Raw genomic sequence first — 17,249 nt, forward strand, 5'->3', positions numbered from 1 at the left:
CTTGCATGACAAACCGCATGACATCCGTCGCTCGCCGCCCGCTCGACACAGCCTGGCGCCTTGCGCTCCTTGGCGACGTGGCCATCGCGCTGGTTGCGGCCCCCGCCAGCTCGACACGATGCAGAGCGCGCGGTCCACAACGGCTGCGACAGACGTAGCGGACCGGATCCGCCCTCGTTGACGCCTACGCGCCAAGGGCTGGCAGGGTTCACCCACCCAAGTGCACCGTCCTCCGGTTTCCTCGCACCTCAGACATAGGGCCACCCCTAGCATGAGTTCGGAAGGCCGCGGGTCGAAGCACACCGCACGCATCGCGTCTGCCTACTGCAGCTCCGTCGCGTTCGACAGGTGCCGCTTGATCGTGCCCGGCCGCGTTCCGAGGGTTGCCGCGATCTGCGGCACCGTCATGTCCTCGAAGAACCGCAACACCACCACCTCGCGCTGCCGCGGGGAGAGCCGTGAGCTGGGGACTGTCCAGATCGACGACCTGCCGTCCGCCGTCGCCCATCTCGGGCGGACGGCGGAGGCGGGAGTAGACCTTGACCAGCGCGTCCTGCACCAGGTCCTCGGCCTGCCGCTTGTCCCGGGTCAGCGAGTACGCATACCCCACCAGCGCACCGCTGCGCCGCATCACGAGCTCCGTGAGCTCCGTCTCCCAGTGCGCCATGTCGGACGCCCCTCTCCCTCTCATGCATCCTGACGGGTGGGGAGAGGAGAACGATGATGCTCCTGACGAGAGTGTCTACGAGCACGCCGGATCGAGCCCACCCTCGGCTGGCGGGCACCACTCGTCGTCGCCCTCGTAGAAGGTCGACCAGGTCGGCCCGTATCCTCCATCGCTCCGGATGCTGAGCTGCCACCCCGTGTACGTCCCGGCGGCACGGTCGACGTCGGCCTGCTCCGCACTGACAGCCCCCGCGTCGACCGCCTCCTGCCATGCGGTCTCGTTCTTCACGTACGTGGCCACCCTGGGCCAAGTCACGGCGTCCCCGTCGTCGGCGTTGACCGGCTCGGTCTCGGTCAGGAGCCGCGCGATCGTCGCGTAGGGAGTGCGATCACCCGACTCCGGTAGCGCGAAGACGTCATTGACCGATCGGGCAGCCTCCCACTGGGATCTCGGCGCCGTCTCCAGCTCGTTGCCGGCCAGCTCCACGGCCAGCCGCTCGTCGCAGGTGGTGACCGCCTCCAGCAGCCGCGCGGCGACGGCCCGTAGGCCCTCAGGTGAGCCCGGCGCGACCAGGTCCCGCCCGGCATAGGCGGCCCCGCTGCAGTCGTCGGACGGCGGGGCGAACTCCGGTGGTGGTGCCACGCCGCTCCTCAGGTTCACGGTGACCGGGTCACTGACGAGCAAGCGCCGTGCGTTGTCCTCCGGTTTGTCGGCTCGGTCGGGGTCGGCGACGATCGCGATCAGCTCGTACCGCCCACCCGCGCGTTCATTGTCGTAGTAGCGGGCGAGCGGCTCGTCCTCCTCCCCTACCAGGGTGTCCGCACGGCAGGACGACGCGTTATCCGCCTCCGCAAGGCCCGTCCAGGTACCGTGCTCGACGAGCTCCGGGGGAGCCTCGGCGTTGGCAGCCTCTGCCCAGTAGCGCGGGAGGTCGACGATCCTCCCCTCGTGCGTCCAGACGATCAGCGGATAGGTCATGGAGGCGAACTCCTCGTCGAAGACGCCGTCCGGTACCTCGCCCGAGATCGTCACAGGCAGGCTCCAGAACGAGGTGAGCCCGCGCGGGTTGGCCGCCAGGTCGCCGCTGATCTCGATGTCGAGGGTGCCCGTGTCCATCGCCAGGAGCTGCTCGACGGGCATGCCGCAGTAGACGCCGGTGCTGTCGTTCCAGTGGACGGGCACGTACCCCGGCGTGTACTCGACGCTGTCGATCGCAGGCAGCGGCTCCGACCGGATCCACGGCTTGACCGCGAACGCGCCCCACGCGAGCGCCACGGCCAGCACCATCGAGACGCCTGCGACGGCGCCCACCTTCGCCGTCCGACGGCGACGCACCGCACCCGTCACGGCGTCCAGCCGCTCGTCCAGCGAGGTCTCCAGCTCCGGCGTCGCCATCTCCACGAGCGCCGTGCGCAGCAGCTCGATCGCGTTCGACAGGTACCGCTTGATCGTGCCGGGCCTGGTCCCCAGGGCCGCCGCGATCTGCGGCACCGTCATGTCGTCGAAGAACCGCAGCATCACGGCCTCGCGCTGCCGCGGGGAGAGCTGGGCCAGCGCGGCTCCGACGTCGACCCGCGCGGTGGCCACCCGGTCCGCGCCGGGCGACCAGTCGTCGTCGGCCAGGAGGTGCTTGAAGCTGGACCAGCTGCTCTGCCGCCGGTAGCCGTCCAGGTAGATGGTCAGGATCGCCCGCCGCACGTACGCCTCGGCGTTGGTCAACCGGGGCTGGTCCAGGTCGACGACCTGCCGCCCGCCGTCGGCCGTCCCGGGCAGGCGGCGCAGGCGCGAGAACACCTTCACCAGCGCGTCCTGCACCAGGTCCTCGGCCTGCGCCCGGTCGCGGCACAACGAGTATGCGTACCCGACCAGTGCCCCACCGCGACTCGTCGCGAGCTCCGTGAGCTCGTTCTCCCACTGCGTCATCCGAAGACGCCTCCTCTCCCTGCTCATGCTCCCTGACGGGCCGGGAGGGAAGAACGATGCTTCCGGCGGCGAGAAAGCTCACCGTCAGCCTCCGATGACGTACTCGGACGAGACTTCCACGGACATGAACTGCCGGTCGCCGCCCGAGCCCGGATCGAGCTCTGTGAGGACATACAGGACGTATTTACCGCTCGGCAGACCGGCCTCCGGGTCTTCCAGGCAGGTACTGTCGGGCTCGAGAGGCACGGTGGTCGACACCTTTCCCTCGGCGCCGACCTGGAGGTCCTCCGCGGGATCGGACCAGACATCACTGCCGGCCCCAACCACGCGCCCATTCTTGAGCCAGATCTGCGATATCGGTGTGCGGGTCGTGTCGACGGGGTCGCCCTCGGTCTCGGTGAACGTGACCGTTACCCCGACGGCGGTGTCTCCGTCGTCACCGGTCGCCTCGGCCTCGAGTCTCAGGCCCGAACGCTCTGAGCGCACCTGCGGGCCGCCCGGGATACTGCTGTGCCCGAGGGTCCGAGACACCTCTTCCAGCGGACCCTCTCCGGCCGACATCACCGACGTATAGGTGTGTCGCCAGCCGCGCGGCGTCCACTCGTCCGGGGACGATCCCCGGCACCTTGGCGAGCGCTCGGCGAACGTTGCGGGAGGCGTTCCGGGAACTCATCATGGCTCCGTTGCGGGTAGAGACATCACCCGCCCGAGCACTCCAATGGGATGATCGTCCTCGGGCAACTCCAAGGCAATTCCTTTCAGTGAATGTCCATTCGCGCACGGTTCCCTTCATCGCTTTTCCTCGGAGCCACGCCGCGCCAGGAATTGCCCCATGCGCACTTGACCTGTTGAGTTGTCCTCAGCGGCGCAGTTACGAAAACGGCGGCACGGGAGGGCAGATGATCGAGAACGTGAAGATCGACAGCCACACGGGGGCAGCAAGCGGCGCCCCGACAGGTACGCCGGAACCCGAGCGACCCGCGTCACTGGGGAAGCTCGTCGAGCAGATCTCCGACCAGGCGTCCCGGCTCGTACGCGCGGAGATCGCGCTCGCCAAGGCGGAGCTGGCCGAGAAGGCGAAGAAGTCCGGCATCGGTATCGGACTGCTGGTCTTCGCGCTACTGATCCTGGTCTACACCGTGGGCGTGCTGCTCCTGGCCGCCGTGTACGGCCTGGGGACCGTGTGGCCGCTGTGGCTGTCCGCGCTCGCCATAGGCGGCTTCATGCTGCTCGTCACGGCCGTCCTGGCACTGGCGGGCGTGCAGCTCCTGAAGAAGGGCACCACCCCGCCGGAGAGCGTCCAGCGGGTGAAGGACGACATCGCGTCGATCAAGGAGGGGATGCACCGATGAGCACTCCGACAACACCGCCGCCCAGCAGCCACGAGCTCGAGGCCGAGGTTCTCCGCACCCGTGCGGAGCTCGCTGCGGCCATCGACGAGCTGACCACCCGCCTGAGCCCGAGCTATCAGGCCTCCCGCATAGCGCGCGAGGCCAAGCAGGCCGCCAGCGACGCCGGCGCGATGGCCACCGGCACGTTCGGCAACAAAAACGGCCCGGCGCAAGATCCGCGCCGGGCCCGCAACGCCAAACTCCTGATAGGAGCCACGCTAGGTCTGGTGGCCCTCGGTACGGCAGTTGCCGTGACCGCTGTACTCAGGCGCGCGCGGGGCTGAGCTGGGGGGCAGCACCCGGCGCGCCTTCGTTCTGCTTGCCGACCAATCCGTCAACGACGCCTGACTAGTTGTCAGAGTCGCCCGAGCTGTCCGCTGCCGCACCGAGCAGCGCCCGTACCTCGGACTCCTTGTAGCGGCGGTGACCGCCAAGTGTCCGGATCGACGAGAGCTTTCCCGCTTTTGCCCAACGCGTTACTGTCTTGGGGTCAACACGGAACAAGCTCGCTACCTCGGCGGGCGTGAGCAGGACCTCGGATTCTCCGTGGATGGACATCCCCGCACCTCCTCCGGAACGGTGTCGGCCTGGCCGTACCAGGCGGTTGACGACACCCGCTCTTGCACCATTGTTAGCAGCAAACGGGATTTAGGCGACTTGGGGGAGCGGTTTATTTCCTCACTTTCTCCAGGCCTCGCCACGCGCGCCCGTTTCGGGCGTGTCTCGGACACGTGCGACACGCCAATGGCACTATCCGACCGCACCTCGTCGCCGCGTACGGTCCGCGGCAGGGGCGGGACCGGTCTACATCCGTGCGTCAACCAGGAGTCGGCAAAGCGCCAGAGAAAGACGTCCCGGCCCGGCGAGCGGGAATCTCCCGGTAGGCGGCACCAGTACTGACCGGCGGCCGGCCATGGTAATGCGTCAGTCTTGTACCAGTCATCCACCCGTCAAGGCATGGAGAGCACCCGAGCGAGACGCGCTGGGCCCGGTGATCCGAATGTCACATCAGGCGATCGGACGAATCACGTCCACGGACTGGAAGAAACGCCGTACCAGCATGTAACGTTGGAACCTGGACAGACGAAACGCTACGGGGCCGCACGTCCATGCACGGTGCCGCCCCGCTCCTACGTTGAGGGGGGTCGGAGCCATGGGCCGCGGCCGTCAGAAGGCTAAGCAGACCAAGGTTGCTCGCGAGCTGAAGTACTACAGCCCGGACACCAATTATCACGCCCTCGAGCAGGAGCTCAGCGGAAGCTCCCGCACGGATGTTGCGACACAGTCGCGGTGGGACGCCCCGGAGGACGAGGAGTACGACAATAGGTACTCCGACTGGGTAGAGCAGGACGGCAACACGCGTTAAAGGTGCCGGCGCCTTAGCGCCGGCACCGCGCTCAGCCCTCGATGAGGTCTCGGCTCCGCATCATCAGCGGTAGTCGTTCACGAGCCTGACAGCGCCGCCGGAAACACCCTTTGTCCCTGCGACCAGGTCTTCCTGCGCCACAGAGGCATCCAGGGTCTCGACGCTCCCGAGCGTCCACGCGGGCACGCCCAGCGTGGACAGGCGGGAGAGAGCCGCGGCGGCGCCGTCAGCGCCCACTACCGCCACCATGCCCACACCCAGGTTGAGGGTGTTCTCCAGGTCGCGGTTCGGCACGCCGCCGAGATCGCGCACCATGCGGAACACCGCCGGCACGTCCCAGGACGCACGGTCGACCGTGGCGACCAGCCCCGCGGGCAGCACGCGCGCCAGGTTCGCGGCGAGGCCGCCACCCGTCACGTGCGTGAACGCGTGGACCTGTGCCGCCTCGTCCGCAGCGAGGGCCAGGCAGTCCGTCGCATAGACGCGCGTCGGCTCCAGGAGCTCCTCGCCCAGTGCCCGACCGAGGTCGTCCACGTGCCGGTCGAGGGACCAGCCCGCGTGCTTGATCACCGCGCGTACCAGCGAGTACCCGTTGGAGTGCAGACCGCTGGACGCCATACCGATCAGCACGTCGCCGGGCTGGACCCGGTCCGGGCCGAGGACCTTGTCGGCCTCCACGATGCCTGTGGCAGCCCCCGCGACGTCGTACTCGTCCGGCTTCAGGAGGCCGGGGTGCTCGGCGGTCTCGCCACCGACCAGCGCGGTGTCGGCCACCTCGCAGGCCTGCGCGATGCCGCGGACGATGTCCGCGATCCGCTCCGGCACCACCTTGCCCGTCGCGATGTAGTCCGTCATGAACAGCGGCTTGGCGCCGATCACGACGATGTCGTCGACGACCATGCCCACCAGGTCGAACCCGATGGTGTCGTGCTTGTCCATCGCCTGTGCGATCGCGACCTTGGTGCCGACGCCGTCGGTGGACGTCGCCAGCAGGGGCGCGCGGTAGCCCTTGAACGCCGACAGGTCGTAGAGGCCGGCGAAGCCGCCCACGCCGCCGAGCACGGCCGGACCCTGCGTGCGGCGCACGGCGTCCTTCATGAGTTCGACGGCCTTGTCGCCCGCCTCGGTGTCGACGCCGGCGGCGGCGTACGTCAGGCCTTCGGATGTCACTGGTGCTCCATGAGGGTGGTCGGGGCGGGTGAAGCGGTGTTGCTGGTGAAGCGGTGTGGTCACGGGTGTTCGAGCGCGGTCGAGCCGCCCCTGCTCACGGCGAGCTGCTTGAGCCCGTCCTCGGGCGGGCCGAGCGGCAGCTCCGCCTGCTCGAGCAGGTGCTTGCCGAGCTGGTCGTCCGGGGGCAGCTCGATCGGGTACTTGCCGGTGAAGCATGCGGCGCAGAGCTGCGAGCTGGGCTGCTCCGTCGCGGCGATCATGCCCTCGGTGGTGATGTAGCCGAGGCTGTCGGCGCCCAGCGACTGGCCGATCTCGTCGACGGCCAGCCCGTTGGCGATGAGCTCCGCGCGCGACGCGAAGTCGATGCCGTAGAAGCACGGCCACTTCACCGGCGGCGAGGAGATGCGCACGTGCACCTCGGCGGCGCCCGCCTCCCGCAGCATCCGGATCAGGGCGCGCTGGGTGTTGCCGCGCACGATCGAGTCGTCCACGACCACGAGGCGCTTGCCCTTGATGACCTCGCGCAGCGGGTTGAGCTTCAGGCGGATGCCGAGCTGCCGCAGCGTGTCGGACGGCTGGATGAACGTGCGGCCCACGTACGCGTTCTTCGTGAGGCCCTGCCCGAACGGGATGCCGGACTCCGCCGCGTAGCCGACGGCGGCCGGGGTGCCGGACTCCGGCGTCGGGATGACGAGGTCGGCATCGACGGGGTGCTCGCGCGCCAGCTGGCGACCCATCTCGACGCGCGCGGCGTGCACCGAGCGGCCGTTGATGGTGTTGTCGGGGCGAGCCAGGTAGACGTACTCGAAGACGCAGGCGGCCCGCTCGACCTCGGCGAAGCGCTCGGAGCGCATGCCGTCGGCGTCGATGCAGATCAGCTCGCCCGGCTCGACGTCCCGCACGTAGGACGCACCCACGATGTCCAGGGCAGGGGTCTCGCTGGCGACGACCCAGCCGCGGTCGAGACGACCGAGGACGAGCGGGCGCACACCCTGCGGGTCGCGTGCCGCGTACAGGGTGTTCTCGTCCATGAAGACGAGGGAGAAGGCACCGCGCAGACGCGGGAGCACCTCCAGCGCCGTGGCCTCCAGGGTGCGGTCCGCGTCGCCGGCGAACAGTGCCGTGATGAGCGCTGTGTCGGTCGTGTTGCCGCGGGCGAGCTCGCCCCGGCGCTGCGCGCCGTAGCGCTCGGCCACGAGGTTGACGAGGTCCGCCGAGTTGGTCAGGTTGCCGTTGTGGCCGAGGGCCACCGTGCCGGACGCCGTCGCGCCAAGGGTCGGCTGGGCGTTCTCCCAGGTCACGCCACCAGTGGTGGAGTAACGGCAGTGCCCGACGGCGATGTGGCCGGTCAGGGCGTTCAGGGCTGTCTCGTCGAAGACCTGGGAGACGAGTCCCATGTCCTTGTAGACGAGGATCTGCTCACCGTTGCTGGTGGCGATGCCCGCGGACTCCTGTCCGCGGTGCTGCAAGGCGTACAGACCGAAGTACGCGAGCTTGGCGACCTCCTCGCCGGGTGCCCAGACCCCGAAGACGCCACATGCGTCCTGGGGGCCCTTCTCGCCGGGCATGAGGTCGTGGTTGAGTCGGCCATCTCCGCGCAGAGGCATGCCCCGAGTATCCCATGCGGTCGGATCGAAGTCGTCTGCCCGACCTGTGACCTCTGTGTCAGCGGCCCGCCGCGTCAGCGACCGCGCAGGCTCCGGCGGTCGGCGATCACCGCGAACAGGCCTGCCAGCAGCGTGGTCACCATCGTGACAAAGGCCGTCAGCACCGTGACGTACACGCCGGGCTTCATCATGGCCGCGCCGGAGGGCGAGTTCACCAGGTAGAGGGACAGCGCCAGCCCGAGAACTATCCCGATCAGCGCGCCGGTCCAGAAGAAAGCCTTGTACCGCGGAGCCCGGCGAACGCTGGCCGGGTCGATGACGTCGCGCACCTCCACGTCGTCGGCGGAGTCGCTCGGTGCCTGGGTTTCACTCACGAAACCAGGGTACGCGCCGCCCGGAGTGCCGGAGTAGAACTGTGGCGAGGTAGAACCCTGACGAAGTAGAACCGCAGCGCACCCGTCGAGGGTCGCGCTGCGGTTCTATTTCGCTGCGGTTCTACCTCGCCACAGTTCTATCTCCGCGAAGGCGGCGGGCTAGTCGACCAGCTGCCAGGGGCTGCGCTTTCCGACGCCCGGGATCTGAAGGATCGTCGGGCGGGTCGCCTCGTAGACCAGGCCCTTGTAGGTCACCAGGTCACCCCACCAGTAGAGCTTGAACGGCCGCCAGGCGGGCGCCTCAGGCTCCACCGGATCCGCTGCCTCGACGGTCAGCGGCAGGCGGGCGGTGGTGCCGGACGGCGCTGCCTGCACCAGGAGCTGGTACGCCCCGGGTGCCGTGCCTGCCGGGACGGTGACGGTCGCCGACGTCGCGCCGCCGGTGACCGGGCTAGTGCCGAGAGAGACGCCGTCGGCCGCCGCGCCGCCCGACGGGACCAGGAAGGTCTCGACGGCGGTGTTCTGCGGGGAGCCGAGCGAGGTCAGGTCCAGGCCGGACAGGCTGACGTCGGTCGAGGCACCGGCCTTGACCGTGCCCGGCAGCGCCGGGGTGACCGTGCGGGTGCGGGCGAAGCTCGGCGTGATCGGCGAGGAGCTCTTCAGGTACGAGATCCAGGCCTCACGGTCGACGAGACCCGAGTCGCGTCCGTCCGTGCCCTCGGTGAAGACCCGGAAGTTGTCGCCTCCCGAGACCAGGAAGGAGAACGTTCCGACGCGGTACTCCGCGGCCGGGTCGACGGGCACGCCGTCGATGGTGATCGACGAGACGTTGTCGCCCGGCGTCGCGTTGGGGTCCGCCGTCCGAGCCGTGTACGAGACGTTGTCCGACAACCCCAGCGCCAGGAACGGGCGCGAGGGGCGGTTGCCGTTGGCGTCCGTCTGCCACTGCTGCTCCAGCAGCGTGTCGAGCTGCGCGCCCGTGAGGGTGGTTGTCCACAGGTTGTTGACGAACGGCAGCACCGCGTTGGCCTCGGCGTAGGTGATCACGCCGTCCTCGCCGAAGTAGAGCTCGTTGCGCAGGCCGCCCGGGTTCACGACGCCGATGTCGGCGCCGCCCCGCTCCTCGGCGGCGAGCGACTCGCGCAGCGAGTTCGCCACCAGGTTGCCGAGCGCCGACTCCGACGAACGGTCGTCCCGGTTGCCGCCGGTGTAGACGCCGTCCGTGTAGGAACCGCCCGCGAACGCCGTCGTGACGTCGGCCGTGACCTTACCGACCGGCTGCGCGCCGATCTCCTGGGCCTCGGCCAGCGCGGCGTCGACGATCGAGTCGACCTCCGCGACCGCCGGGTACGTCGCGATCAGCTCGGCGGCCGGGGTGGTCGTGCGCGCCACGTTCTCGGCGGTGTAGTCGGTGACGTCGAACGTCTCCGTGTCCACCGTGAGGGAGACGTGGCCCAGGAACTCACCGTAGTTGCCGGTCTGGATGATCGGGCGGGTCTCCCCCGCCGCACCCGGGACCGGGGCGTCCCACGCGTACTGCTTGTGCGTGTGGCCGGTGAAGATGGCCGCGATGCGCGGGTCGGTGTCCTGCACCAGGGCGGCGAAGGGGCCGCCGGCGGCGATCTCCTCCTCGACCGTGGCTCCGTCGGGCGTGCCCGCGCTGGCACCGTCGTGCGCGAGGGCCACCACCACGTCGGCCTCACCGTTCGCGGCGTCGCCGTCGAGCAGCTCGTCGGTGACGCGGTTGAGCGCCTCCACCGGGTCGCCGAACTCGAGGCCCTCGATGCCCGTGGGCGTGACCAGCGTCGGGGTCTCCTGCGTGACGACACCGACGAAGCCGACGTCGACACCGTTCACCGGCACCACGTCGTACTCCGGCAGCGCGGGCTCGCCCGTCGCCTCGTCGTAGACGTTCGCGCCGAGGATGCTGAAGTCCGAGGCGGGGACGACGCGGTCGGTCAGGTCCGTCATGCCCTGGTCGAACTCGTGGTTGCCGACCGCAGAGGTCTTCAGACCCAGCGCGTTCAGCACGTCGAGGGTCGGCTGGTCCTGCTGCAGCGCGGAGGCGAACAGCGAGGCGCCGATGTTGTCACCCGCCGAGACGAAGGCGGTGCCGTCGGGGTTCTGCGCCCGGATCTGCTCCACCGTGCCCGCGAAGTTGACGGTGTTCTGGTCGATGCGGCCGTGGAAGTCGTTGATGGCAACGAGGTCCAGGTCGACCGAGCCGGGCTCGGAGGCGCCCAGGTCGAGCCCGACGATCGCCGGGTCGTGGTCCGAGGACCGGAACGGCGTCTCGTCGTAGAGGATCGACGCGTTGTAGTTGTGGCGGCTGTACTCGTTCGCCACCGGCTCGTACGCGTTGATGTTCCAGATGTCCACGCCGGTGACCAGCTCCGCCGCCGCGGGCGAGGCCAGCTCGTGGTCGAGCGAGCCGACCATGCCACCGAAGTTGTAGGAGTACTCACCGGTCTCGGCCGCGAGGTCGACGTAGCCGGCCTCGGCCAGGACCTGGATCGGGTCCTCGTGCTCGTAGGCGTTGAAGTCGCCCACCAGCAGGACCTTGTCCGTCCCTGCGGCCTGCGCCTGGGCGTCCGCGAAGGCGACGAGGTCGTTCGCCTGACGCACGCGCGACTCGTTCGAGGCACCCTGGCCGTCGCCCTGGTCGGCGTCGCCCGGCCACGGGCCGGCCGAGCCCTTCGACTTGAAGTGGTTCGACACCACGAGGACGTCGTCGGCCGCGTCGGCCGCACCACCCGCGGGCTGGAAGACCTGCGCGAGCGGACGCCGGGCGTTGTCGAAGGCGTCGCCCGTCAGCAGGATGTGCGACTCGCCCACCGGCTCGGCAGAGGCCGTGCGGTAGATGAACGCGTTACGGATCACGTCCTCGTCGGCCGGTACCTCGGCGGGCGAGGCCACGTAGGCCCAGGTCCCGGCACCCGCGGCGGCGTTGAGCGCGTCCACCAGGTCGGACACCGCCTGGTCCCGGGACTTGCCCAGGAAGTAGCGGGAGTTCTCGACCTCGAGCAGCGAGACGACGTCCGCGCCGAGCGCGTTGATCGCCGCGACGATCTTGGTCTGCTGACGCTGGAAGTCCTCCTCCTCGGCCGCGCCGCGGACGTCGCAGCCGCCCGAGACGGTGACCGGGTCACCGGCACGGTCCGTGTAGTAGGTGCAACCCGTGAGCTCGTCGCCCGTGGTGCTGAAGTAGTTCAGCACGTTGAACGTCCCGACCTGGAGGTTGCCGCCCACCTCCGCGGGCGCGTCCTCACGCGTGTCCTCGAAGGTCGCGGGCTGCACGGCGTCGGCGACGTCGGGCGTCAGCTGGGACGTCGGCTGGAAGCCCCACGCGTCGAACCGGTAGTCGAGCACGACAGGACGCGTGAACGTGACCGCGGCGCCCACGCGCAGCGGCGCACCGCCGGTCAGGTAGGGCAGCGGCTTCGACTTGTTGGCGGTCGAGTTGTAGTTCAGCGACGAGCCGTCGTCGAGGAGCACGCTGCGGGCCGCGTTGTCCGCGATCTGGGCGTCGTACTCCGCCGACCCAGGCCGGCCCGCCGTCGTGGGCTGCACGAGCGGGCTCTCACCGGCCGCCAGGCCGATCGTGCCGTAGTAGTTGGTGTCGTAGTTGTCCGTCACCGTGAAGGAGCCCTGCGGGGCGAGGAGCATGCCCTCGAGGGCCTCGCGCTCGGCGGCGGCGGCCGGCCAGGCGGTCACCGTCGGCTCGACCGTCGCGGGCTCGCTCAGCGCTGCCCAGCCGCCCGACGACGGGGTGATCTCCGTCAGCCCGTTGTGCTCGGAGACCGCGCCGGTCACCTCCACGTGGTCGCCGGCCGAGAGGTCGGCGGCTGCCGCCGCGGAGAACACGAAGATGCCGTCCGACGCACCGGGCGTCGGGTCCTGGCTGCCGCCCGTGCCGGCGGTCTGCAGGTACAGGCCGTTGAACCCGCCGGTCGGGTAGACGGCGGTGACGACGCCACGGGTCGTCACCGTCTTGCCCGCGAGCGGCGAGGCGTCGCCGGTACCCTGGATCTCGGCGATGGGGGTGACCTCGCCGGGCTCGGTCGGCACCGACGGCGACGGGGTGGGGCTGGGCTCGGGCTCGGAACCCCCGCTGTTGACGGGGGTCACCGCGGTGGAGAACACGAAGTCCGCCGAGTTATCACCGGCGTCGCCGGTGCGCTCCAGGGACCCGACCACGCCGGTGCCCTGGCCGGCCGGACCCTGAGCGGTCTCGAACGTGTCGGCGGTGCCGTAACCGAGCAGGTCGACGACGCCCGCGGCGCCCTCGGCCGGCACGGCGCCCTTCGCGGGCGTGACCGCGGTGGCCTGCGACGCGAGCGCCACGACGCCGGCCGTGCCACTCGGGTTGAGGGTGCCGACGGCGTCGGGCGTGGGGAGCGGCTCGCCGTTGGCCGCGTTCGAGGCGCCCTGCACGAGGTAGCGACCGCCGGCGGCGATGGTGCCGCTCAGCGCGGTGACGCCGGAGAACGTCGCGCCCGTCGCGGACTTGTACTGGACCGACCAGCCGTCGACGCTGACTGGCTCGTCGGTCGGGTTGTACAGCTCCACGAACTTGTTCCGGTACGGCTGGCCGGTGCTGCCACCGACGAGGTAGGCCTCGCTGATGACGACGTGCCCGGAGTCCGGGCCGTCTGCGCTGGCCGCGGGTGCGGCGAAGGCCGCCGTCGCGGGCACGGCGAGCGCTGCGGAGAGGGCCACTGCGACTGCGGCCCTTCCACGGTGGTGGGGGTGCGGTCGCGGGGACCGGAGCGTGGTGGGTCTCACGCTGACTCCTTCTGCAATAGCCGACCGAAGGCCGGGCTGGGAGTGCACTGCTGCTGGACGTCTTGTTCGGCGGCATCGCCGTGGCCGGGCGCGCATCAGTTGCGCAGGCGGTCCGGCACGAGTGTCACCAAACCAATCACTGCCTCGTGAACCAGCGGTTACAACTGGGCACCTGTCGGGAAAACTGCTGTTCCAGCACCGGGTGAACCTGCCGCAGCCGATCTACGAGATCGACGCCGAGGCTAACGGGTGTCACCGACATCCGTTACCCCGCGCGCCCCGGTTCACCCGGGAGCGACCGGGGACTCCGGGTCTCCGGCCACCCCGGACACCGCCCGACGCCCGACCGTCAGCGGCAGCAGGTCCGAGATGTCGGAGCGCTCGCCCGAGGCGTGCACGCGGCCGTCCGCGACGGCGTCCGCCCAGGTCACGGTGCCGGTGGCGAGGCCGAGCCAGGTGACCGGGTCGGTCTCGACCACGTTGGGCGGCGTGCCGCGTGTGTGCCGCGGCCCGGCCACGGCCTGCACCGCGCCGGCGGGCGGCACGCGCACCTCCACGGAGTTTCCGGGGGCGGTGTCGGCCAGCTCCTCCAGCGTGAACCGGACGGCGGTCGTCACGTCACGCCGATCCACCTCGCCCCGTGCCCATGCGGCAACGGCGGTACGCCCGGCCGCCGGGTCGGTCCGGCGCCGCGGGGGCACTACCGCACCGCCGGTAGGTCGCCGAGCCGCATCCGGGCGGCAGCGGGAGCTGCGTGCTTCATGGAGCCAGTATCGCGGACCGCGATGTCAGTAGCGGTAGACGTCCGAGCCCGGGCCCTCGACGGCGAGCAGGTCCGCCGCCACGACCATCGGCAGCTCGAGCGAGGCCACCGACGGGTAGTCCACGTGCGTCACGTCCGGGAACGCGTCCCCGCGTACCGCGGCCACGGGCTGTGACGGCGTCGCGAGCCGCCGGGGCGACCCGCTCTGCGGTGCGTGCCGCGGCCAGGGCTCGGACAGCGGCATCTCGTCGCGGACCTGAGGGCGCACGGGCCGCCGCATGGGCGGGTAGCTGATGCCGTGACCCGGGTGCCGTGGAGCCGCCTCCACCTCGCCGTCCGGCCGCGGCTGCGGGGTCGGCTGGGGACGCTGCGGGACCGGTCGGGGCCGGGGAGTCGGACGTGGCCCGGGGCTCGGGCTCGGCTGCGGGGCCGGCTCGGGGCTGGCCGCGAACGCGGGTTCGACGGTGGACCGCAGGACCCTGCCGTGCGCCGGTACCGGGCCGTCGGCGACCGGGACCGAGAAGGCCGCGGGATCCGCCGCACGTCGTGCCACGCCGGCTGCGGAGCGCGGGCCGGTGGTGGAGCGCGGGCCGGTGGTGGAGCGCCGTCCGCCGCCGTCCCACGTGTCGGCCCGACCAGCTGCGGTTCCGGCGCCGGCACCCGTACCCGGGTCGACCGCGCCGTCACCGAGCAGCGTGAACATCACTCGGCGCTCGGACACGTCCGCCTCGGCGAGCTTGACCCGCACCTTGTCTCCCAGCGGGAGCCGCGGACCCGTCACGCGCGCACGTACGGCGGGGTCGCGCAGCACCACCAGGCCGCGCTGCATGTCCTTGGTGTCGTCCTCGACGTCGACCACCACGCCGTCGAACTCCTCGCCGATCCGGGCGGCCAGGAGGGACGCCTCGACGATGTCCACGCACTCACGCTCGAACGACGCGGTCCGCCGGCCGGTCTCCGCCATCACGGCGGGCAGGTGCGGCAAGGCGTCGAGCACCCACCGGGGGACGGCGGTGCCGGCAGAGATCGCGAGGCAGACCTCCGTCGCGTAGCGGTCCACCAGGCGCCGCAACGGTGCGGTGACGTGCGCGTAGTCGGCGGCGATGGCGGCGTGGCGCGTGCTCTCGGGCGGCGGGACGGGGGCGCCGTCGGGCCCCGGCATGCCGAACGCGACGTAGCCGGCACCACGGAACAAGGTCGTCGCCTCGTTGAGGAACGCCGCGTGCTCCGGGACCCGCGAGACGAGCGTCGGAACGAGACGCGAGTACGGGACGCTGTCCGCCCAGTCGATCCCGAGTGCTCGGGCGGTGCGGTGCAGGCGGGCCAGGTCGCGCGGATCGGCCTCGGGGAGGGTACGCAGGATGCCGACACCCGCCTCACGCATGAGATGGGCCGCGGCGATGCCCGTGAGCAGGGAGATCTGCGCGTTCCACTCCTCGACCGGCAGGTTGCGGCGGAACGAGAGCGTGTACGTGCCGTCCTCGCGCCGCTCCACCTCCTGCTCGGGCACCTCCAGCGAGACGCCGCCGCGCGCGGCCTCCAGCGACTGGCGCAGGCGGCCGACGTCGGCCAGCAGCTGGAGGGACTCGCTCGCCGTGCCCGCGTCGAGGGCCGACTGGACCTCGGCGTAGGTGAGCCGTTCGCGGCTGCGTACGAGCACCCGCTCCAGCGAGGCGCCGGTGATGATGCCGCGCGCGTCCAGCGTGACGGTCCACAGCACCGCCGGGCGGTCCTCCTCGGGCAGGAGGCTCGCCGCACCCTCCGACAGGATCTTCGGGTGCAGCGGTGTCCGGGCGTCCGGCCCGTAGACGGTCATGCCCCGCTTGCGCACCTCCATGTCGAGCGCGCCGCCGGGTGTCACGAAAGCGCCCAGGTCCGCGATCGCGTAGTGCACCACGTAGCCCTCGCCCGACTGCTCCACCTGCACCGCCTGGTCCAGGTCCTTCGAACCCGGCGGGTCGATGGTCACGAACTCGATGTCGCGGCGGTCGTTCCGGCCGACGGAGAGGTCCTGGTCGGCTGCGGCCCGAGCCTCCTCGAGAACGTCTTGCGGGAACATCGCGGGCAGGCCGACCTCGGCGCGGAGCGCCGCGAGGGCACTGCTCACGTCGTCGGTGGCGGCGGGCGCGAGGCGCATCTGACGAGTGGGCACAACTGCGAACATAAGCCGGTTTCGCCCTCCCCGCGCGGTGTCGCTGTGTTGCCGGCCGTGCAACCGGCCGCTCGGGCGGCCGCGCTACTCGACGACGACGGTGGCCAGGACCGCCCGGTGGTCGGTGCCCGGCACCTGCATCGTGACGACGTCGGAGACCGGCATGTCCCGCTCCACCACCACGTGGTCCAGGGCGAACAACGGGGGCACCTGGCTGCCTTCCGGCCAGGTCACGGCGGGTCCGGCGCCCCACTCGCGCGTGGCGTCGGAGAAGCGCGAGCCGAGCAGGTCACGGAACCCGGCGTGGTCGTAGGTGGCGTTGAAATCGCCGGCCAGGATCTGCCGCGCGTCGTCCGCGTGGACGTGCTCGGTGAGCTGGGCCAGCTCCGTACGCCAGGCGGTGATGTCCGTGGGCATCGGCGGGTGCGGATGCACGACAGTGACGCGAACGGAGGTGCCGTCCACGCCGACGAGCGCGGACGGCATCGCGAAGCTCGTGCCGGGCAGCTCTTCCTCCTCCGCCAGCGGCGTGGAGGACCAGAGGCCGCTCCCCGCGGGGCTGTCGTCGGCGGCAACCGTGAAGCTGTGCGGGAGCAGCTCGTCGAGGCCCGCGGCCGTCAGCGCCTCCTCGAAGGCGGGCGTCAGCTCCTGGACCGCGAGCACCTCGACGTGCTGGGACTCCACGAGGCCGACGACGGTCTGGGCGTCGGCCTGCCCGTACAGGACGTTGACGGTCATGACCCGGAGCGTGCCGGGGTGGGCGGGGTCGGCCGGCGACGACGTGCTCGGCGGCACGAAGAAGGGCGCCAGCCAGTACACGTAGCCGGCCAGCGCGGCCGCGAGCAGCACCGCCAGTACCTTGCGCCGGGCGAAGAGCGCGACGATCAGCAACGGCAGCGTCGCCAGTGTCGCCCACGGCGTGAGTGCCACGAGGTGCGGCAGCGGGATCATGCCGTCGAACGGCAGGAGCCGGGCGACGGCGATGAGGAGCAGGGGGATCGCGATGATCCAGAGCACTGACGAGATGAAGCCGTGGACGAATCGCACTCCA

The 17,249-nt window shown here is 70.7% G+C and carries 14 protein-coding genes and 1 pseudogene; 3 read left to right on the forward strand and 12 right to left on the reverse strand.

The features are described from left to right. Positions 1 to 321 precede the first annotated feature (321 nt). The 4 genes and pseudogenes from ACFO6V_RS13705 to ACFO6V_RS13720 form a co-directional block, all read right to left on the reverse strand. On the reverse strand, positions 322 to 426 hold the full coding sequence (locus ACFO6V_RS13705; protein ID WP_377136228.1) for a sigma factor-like helix-turn-helix DNA-binding protein: 105 nt from the start codon (positions 424 to 426) through the stop codon (positions 322 to 324). Positions 427 to 574: 148 nt separating this feature from the next. Continuing rightward, a pseudogene (locus tag ACFO6V_RS13710) lies at positions 575 to 691 on the reverse strand (hypothetical protein); the annotation flags it as partial. A 51-nt stretch (positions 692 to 742) separates the two neighbouring features. Next, complete coding sequence (locus tag ACFO6V_RS13715) at positions 743 to 2,590, reverse strand: RNA polymerase sigma factor (protein WP_377136230.1); 1,848 nt, start codon at positions 2,588 to 2,590, stop codon at positions 743 to 745. 84 nt (positions 2,591 to 2,674) lie between these two features. Further along, positions 2,675 to 3,121 carry a hypothetical protein gene (locus tag ACFO6V_RS13720; RefSeq protein ID WP_377136232.1) on the reverse strand — a complete coding sequence of 149 codons (447 nt, stop codon included), beginning with the start codon at positions 3,119 to 3,121 and terminating at the stop codon, positions 2,675 to 2,677. 368 nt (positions 3,122 to 3,489) lie between these two features. Here ACFO6V_RS13720 and ACFO6V_RS13725 point away from each other — a divergent pair, with 368 nt between their 5' ends. Together ACFO6V_RS13725 and ACFO6V_RS13730 are read left to right on the forward strand one after the other, a co-directional pair. Next, entirely contained in the window at positions 3,490 to 3,942 is a 453-nt protein-coding gene (locus ACFO6V_RS13725) for a phage holin family protein (RefSeq protein WP_377136234.1), read from the forward strand. Continuing rightward, a complete protein-coding gene (locus ACFO6V_RS13730; RefSeq protein ID WP_377136236.1) occupies positions 3,939 to 4,265 on the forward strand; it encodes a DUF3618 domain-containing protein in 327 nt (108 codons plus the stop codon). Before ACFO6V_RS13725 ends, ACFO6V_RS13730 begins: the two co-directional genes overlap by 4 nt. A gap of 64 nt (positions 4,266 to 4,329) precedes the next feature. On the opposite strand, the gene ACFO6V_RS13735 is transcribed toward ACFO6V_RS13730, so the two are convergent. Then, positions 4,330 to 4,539: a BldC family transcriptional regulator gene (locus ACFO6V_RS13735; protein WP_108495333.1), complete on the reverse strand. Its 210-nt coding sequence runs from the start codon at positions 4,537 to 4,539 to the stop codon at positions 4,330 to 4,332. A gap of 595 nt (positions 4,540 to 5,134) precedes the next feature. Here ACFO6V_RS13735 and ACFO6V_RS13740 point away from each other — a divergent pair. Beyond that, a complete protein-coding gene (locus ACFO6V_RS13740; RefSeq protein WP_377136238.1) occupies positions 5,135 to 5,347 on the forward strand; it encodes a DUF3073 domain-containing protein in 213 nt (70 codons plus the stop codon). 63 nt (positions 5,348 to 5,410) lie between these two features. Here the strand turns inward: ACFO6V_RS13740 and purM are convergent, their stop codons facing one another. The 7 genes from purM to ACFO6V_RS13775 form a co-directional block, all read right to left on the reverse strand. Continuing rightward, positions 5,411 to 6,517, reverse strand: coding sequence for a phosphoribosylformylglycinamidine cyclo-ligase (gene purM / locus ACFO6V_RS13745; RefSeq protein ID WP_377136240.1), 1,107 nt, complete (start codon positions 6,515 to 6,517; stop codon positions 5,411 to 5,413). A 59-nt stretch (positions 6,518 to 6,576) separates the two neighbouring features. Continuing rightward, a complete protein-coding gene (purF, locus tag ACFO6V_RS13750) occupies positions 6,577 to 8,124 on the reverse strand; it encodes an amidophosphoribosyltransferase (protein ID WP_377136242.1) in 1,548 nt (515 codons plus the stop codon). Between the two features lie 74 nt (positions 8,125 to 8,198). Beyond that, on the reverse strand, positions 8,199 to 8,498 hold the full coding sequence (locus ACFO6V_RS13755) for a hypothetical protein (protein WP_377136244.1): 300 nt from the start codon (positions 8,496 to 8,498) through the stop codon (positions 8,199 to 8,201). Positions 8,499 to 8,657: 159 nt separating this feature from the next. Further along, entirely contained in the window at positions 8,658 to 13,283 is a 4,626-nt protein-coding gene (locus ACFO6V_RS13760) for an ExeM/NucH family extracellular endonuclease (protein WP_377136246.1), read from the reverse strand. A 284-nt stretch (positions 13,284 to 13,567) separates the two neighbouring features. Beyond that, positions 13,568 to 13,984, reverse strand: a complete 417-nt coding sequence (locus ACFO6V_RS13765; RefSeq protein ID WP_377136248.1) for a sterol carrier family protein — start codon at positions 13,982 to 13,984, stop codon at positions 13,568 to 13,570. 87 nt (positions 13,985 to 14,071) lie between these two features. Next, positions 14,072 to 16,198 carry an RNB domain-containing ribonuclease gene (locus ACFO6V_RS13770; protein WP_377136250.1) on the reverse strand — a complete coding sequence of 709 codons (2,127 nt, stop codon included), beginning with the start codon at positions 16,196 to 16,198 and terminating at the stop codon, positions 14,072 to 14,074. A gap of 84 nt (positions 16,199 to 16,282) precedes the next feature. Continuing rightward, positions 16,283 to 17,245: an endonuclease/exonuclease/phosphatase family protein gene (locus tag ACFO6V_RS13775; protein WP_377136252.1), complete on the reverse strand. Its 963-nt coding sequence runs from the start codon at positions 17,243 to 17,245 to the stop codon at positions 16,283 to 16,285. Positions 17,246 to 17,249: the final 4 nt, after the last annotated feature.

Source organism: Promicromonospora alba, from assembly GCF_042654905.1.
GTDB classification, from domain to species: domain Bacteria; phylum Actinomycetota; class Actinomycetes; order Actinomycetales; family Cellulomonadaceae; genus Promicromonospora; species Promicromonospora alba.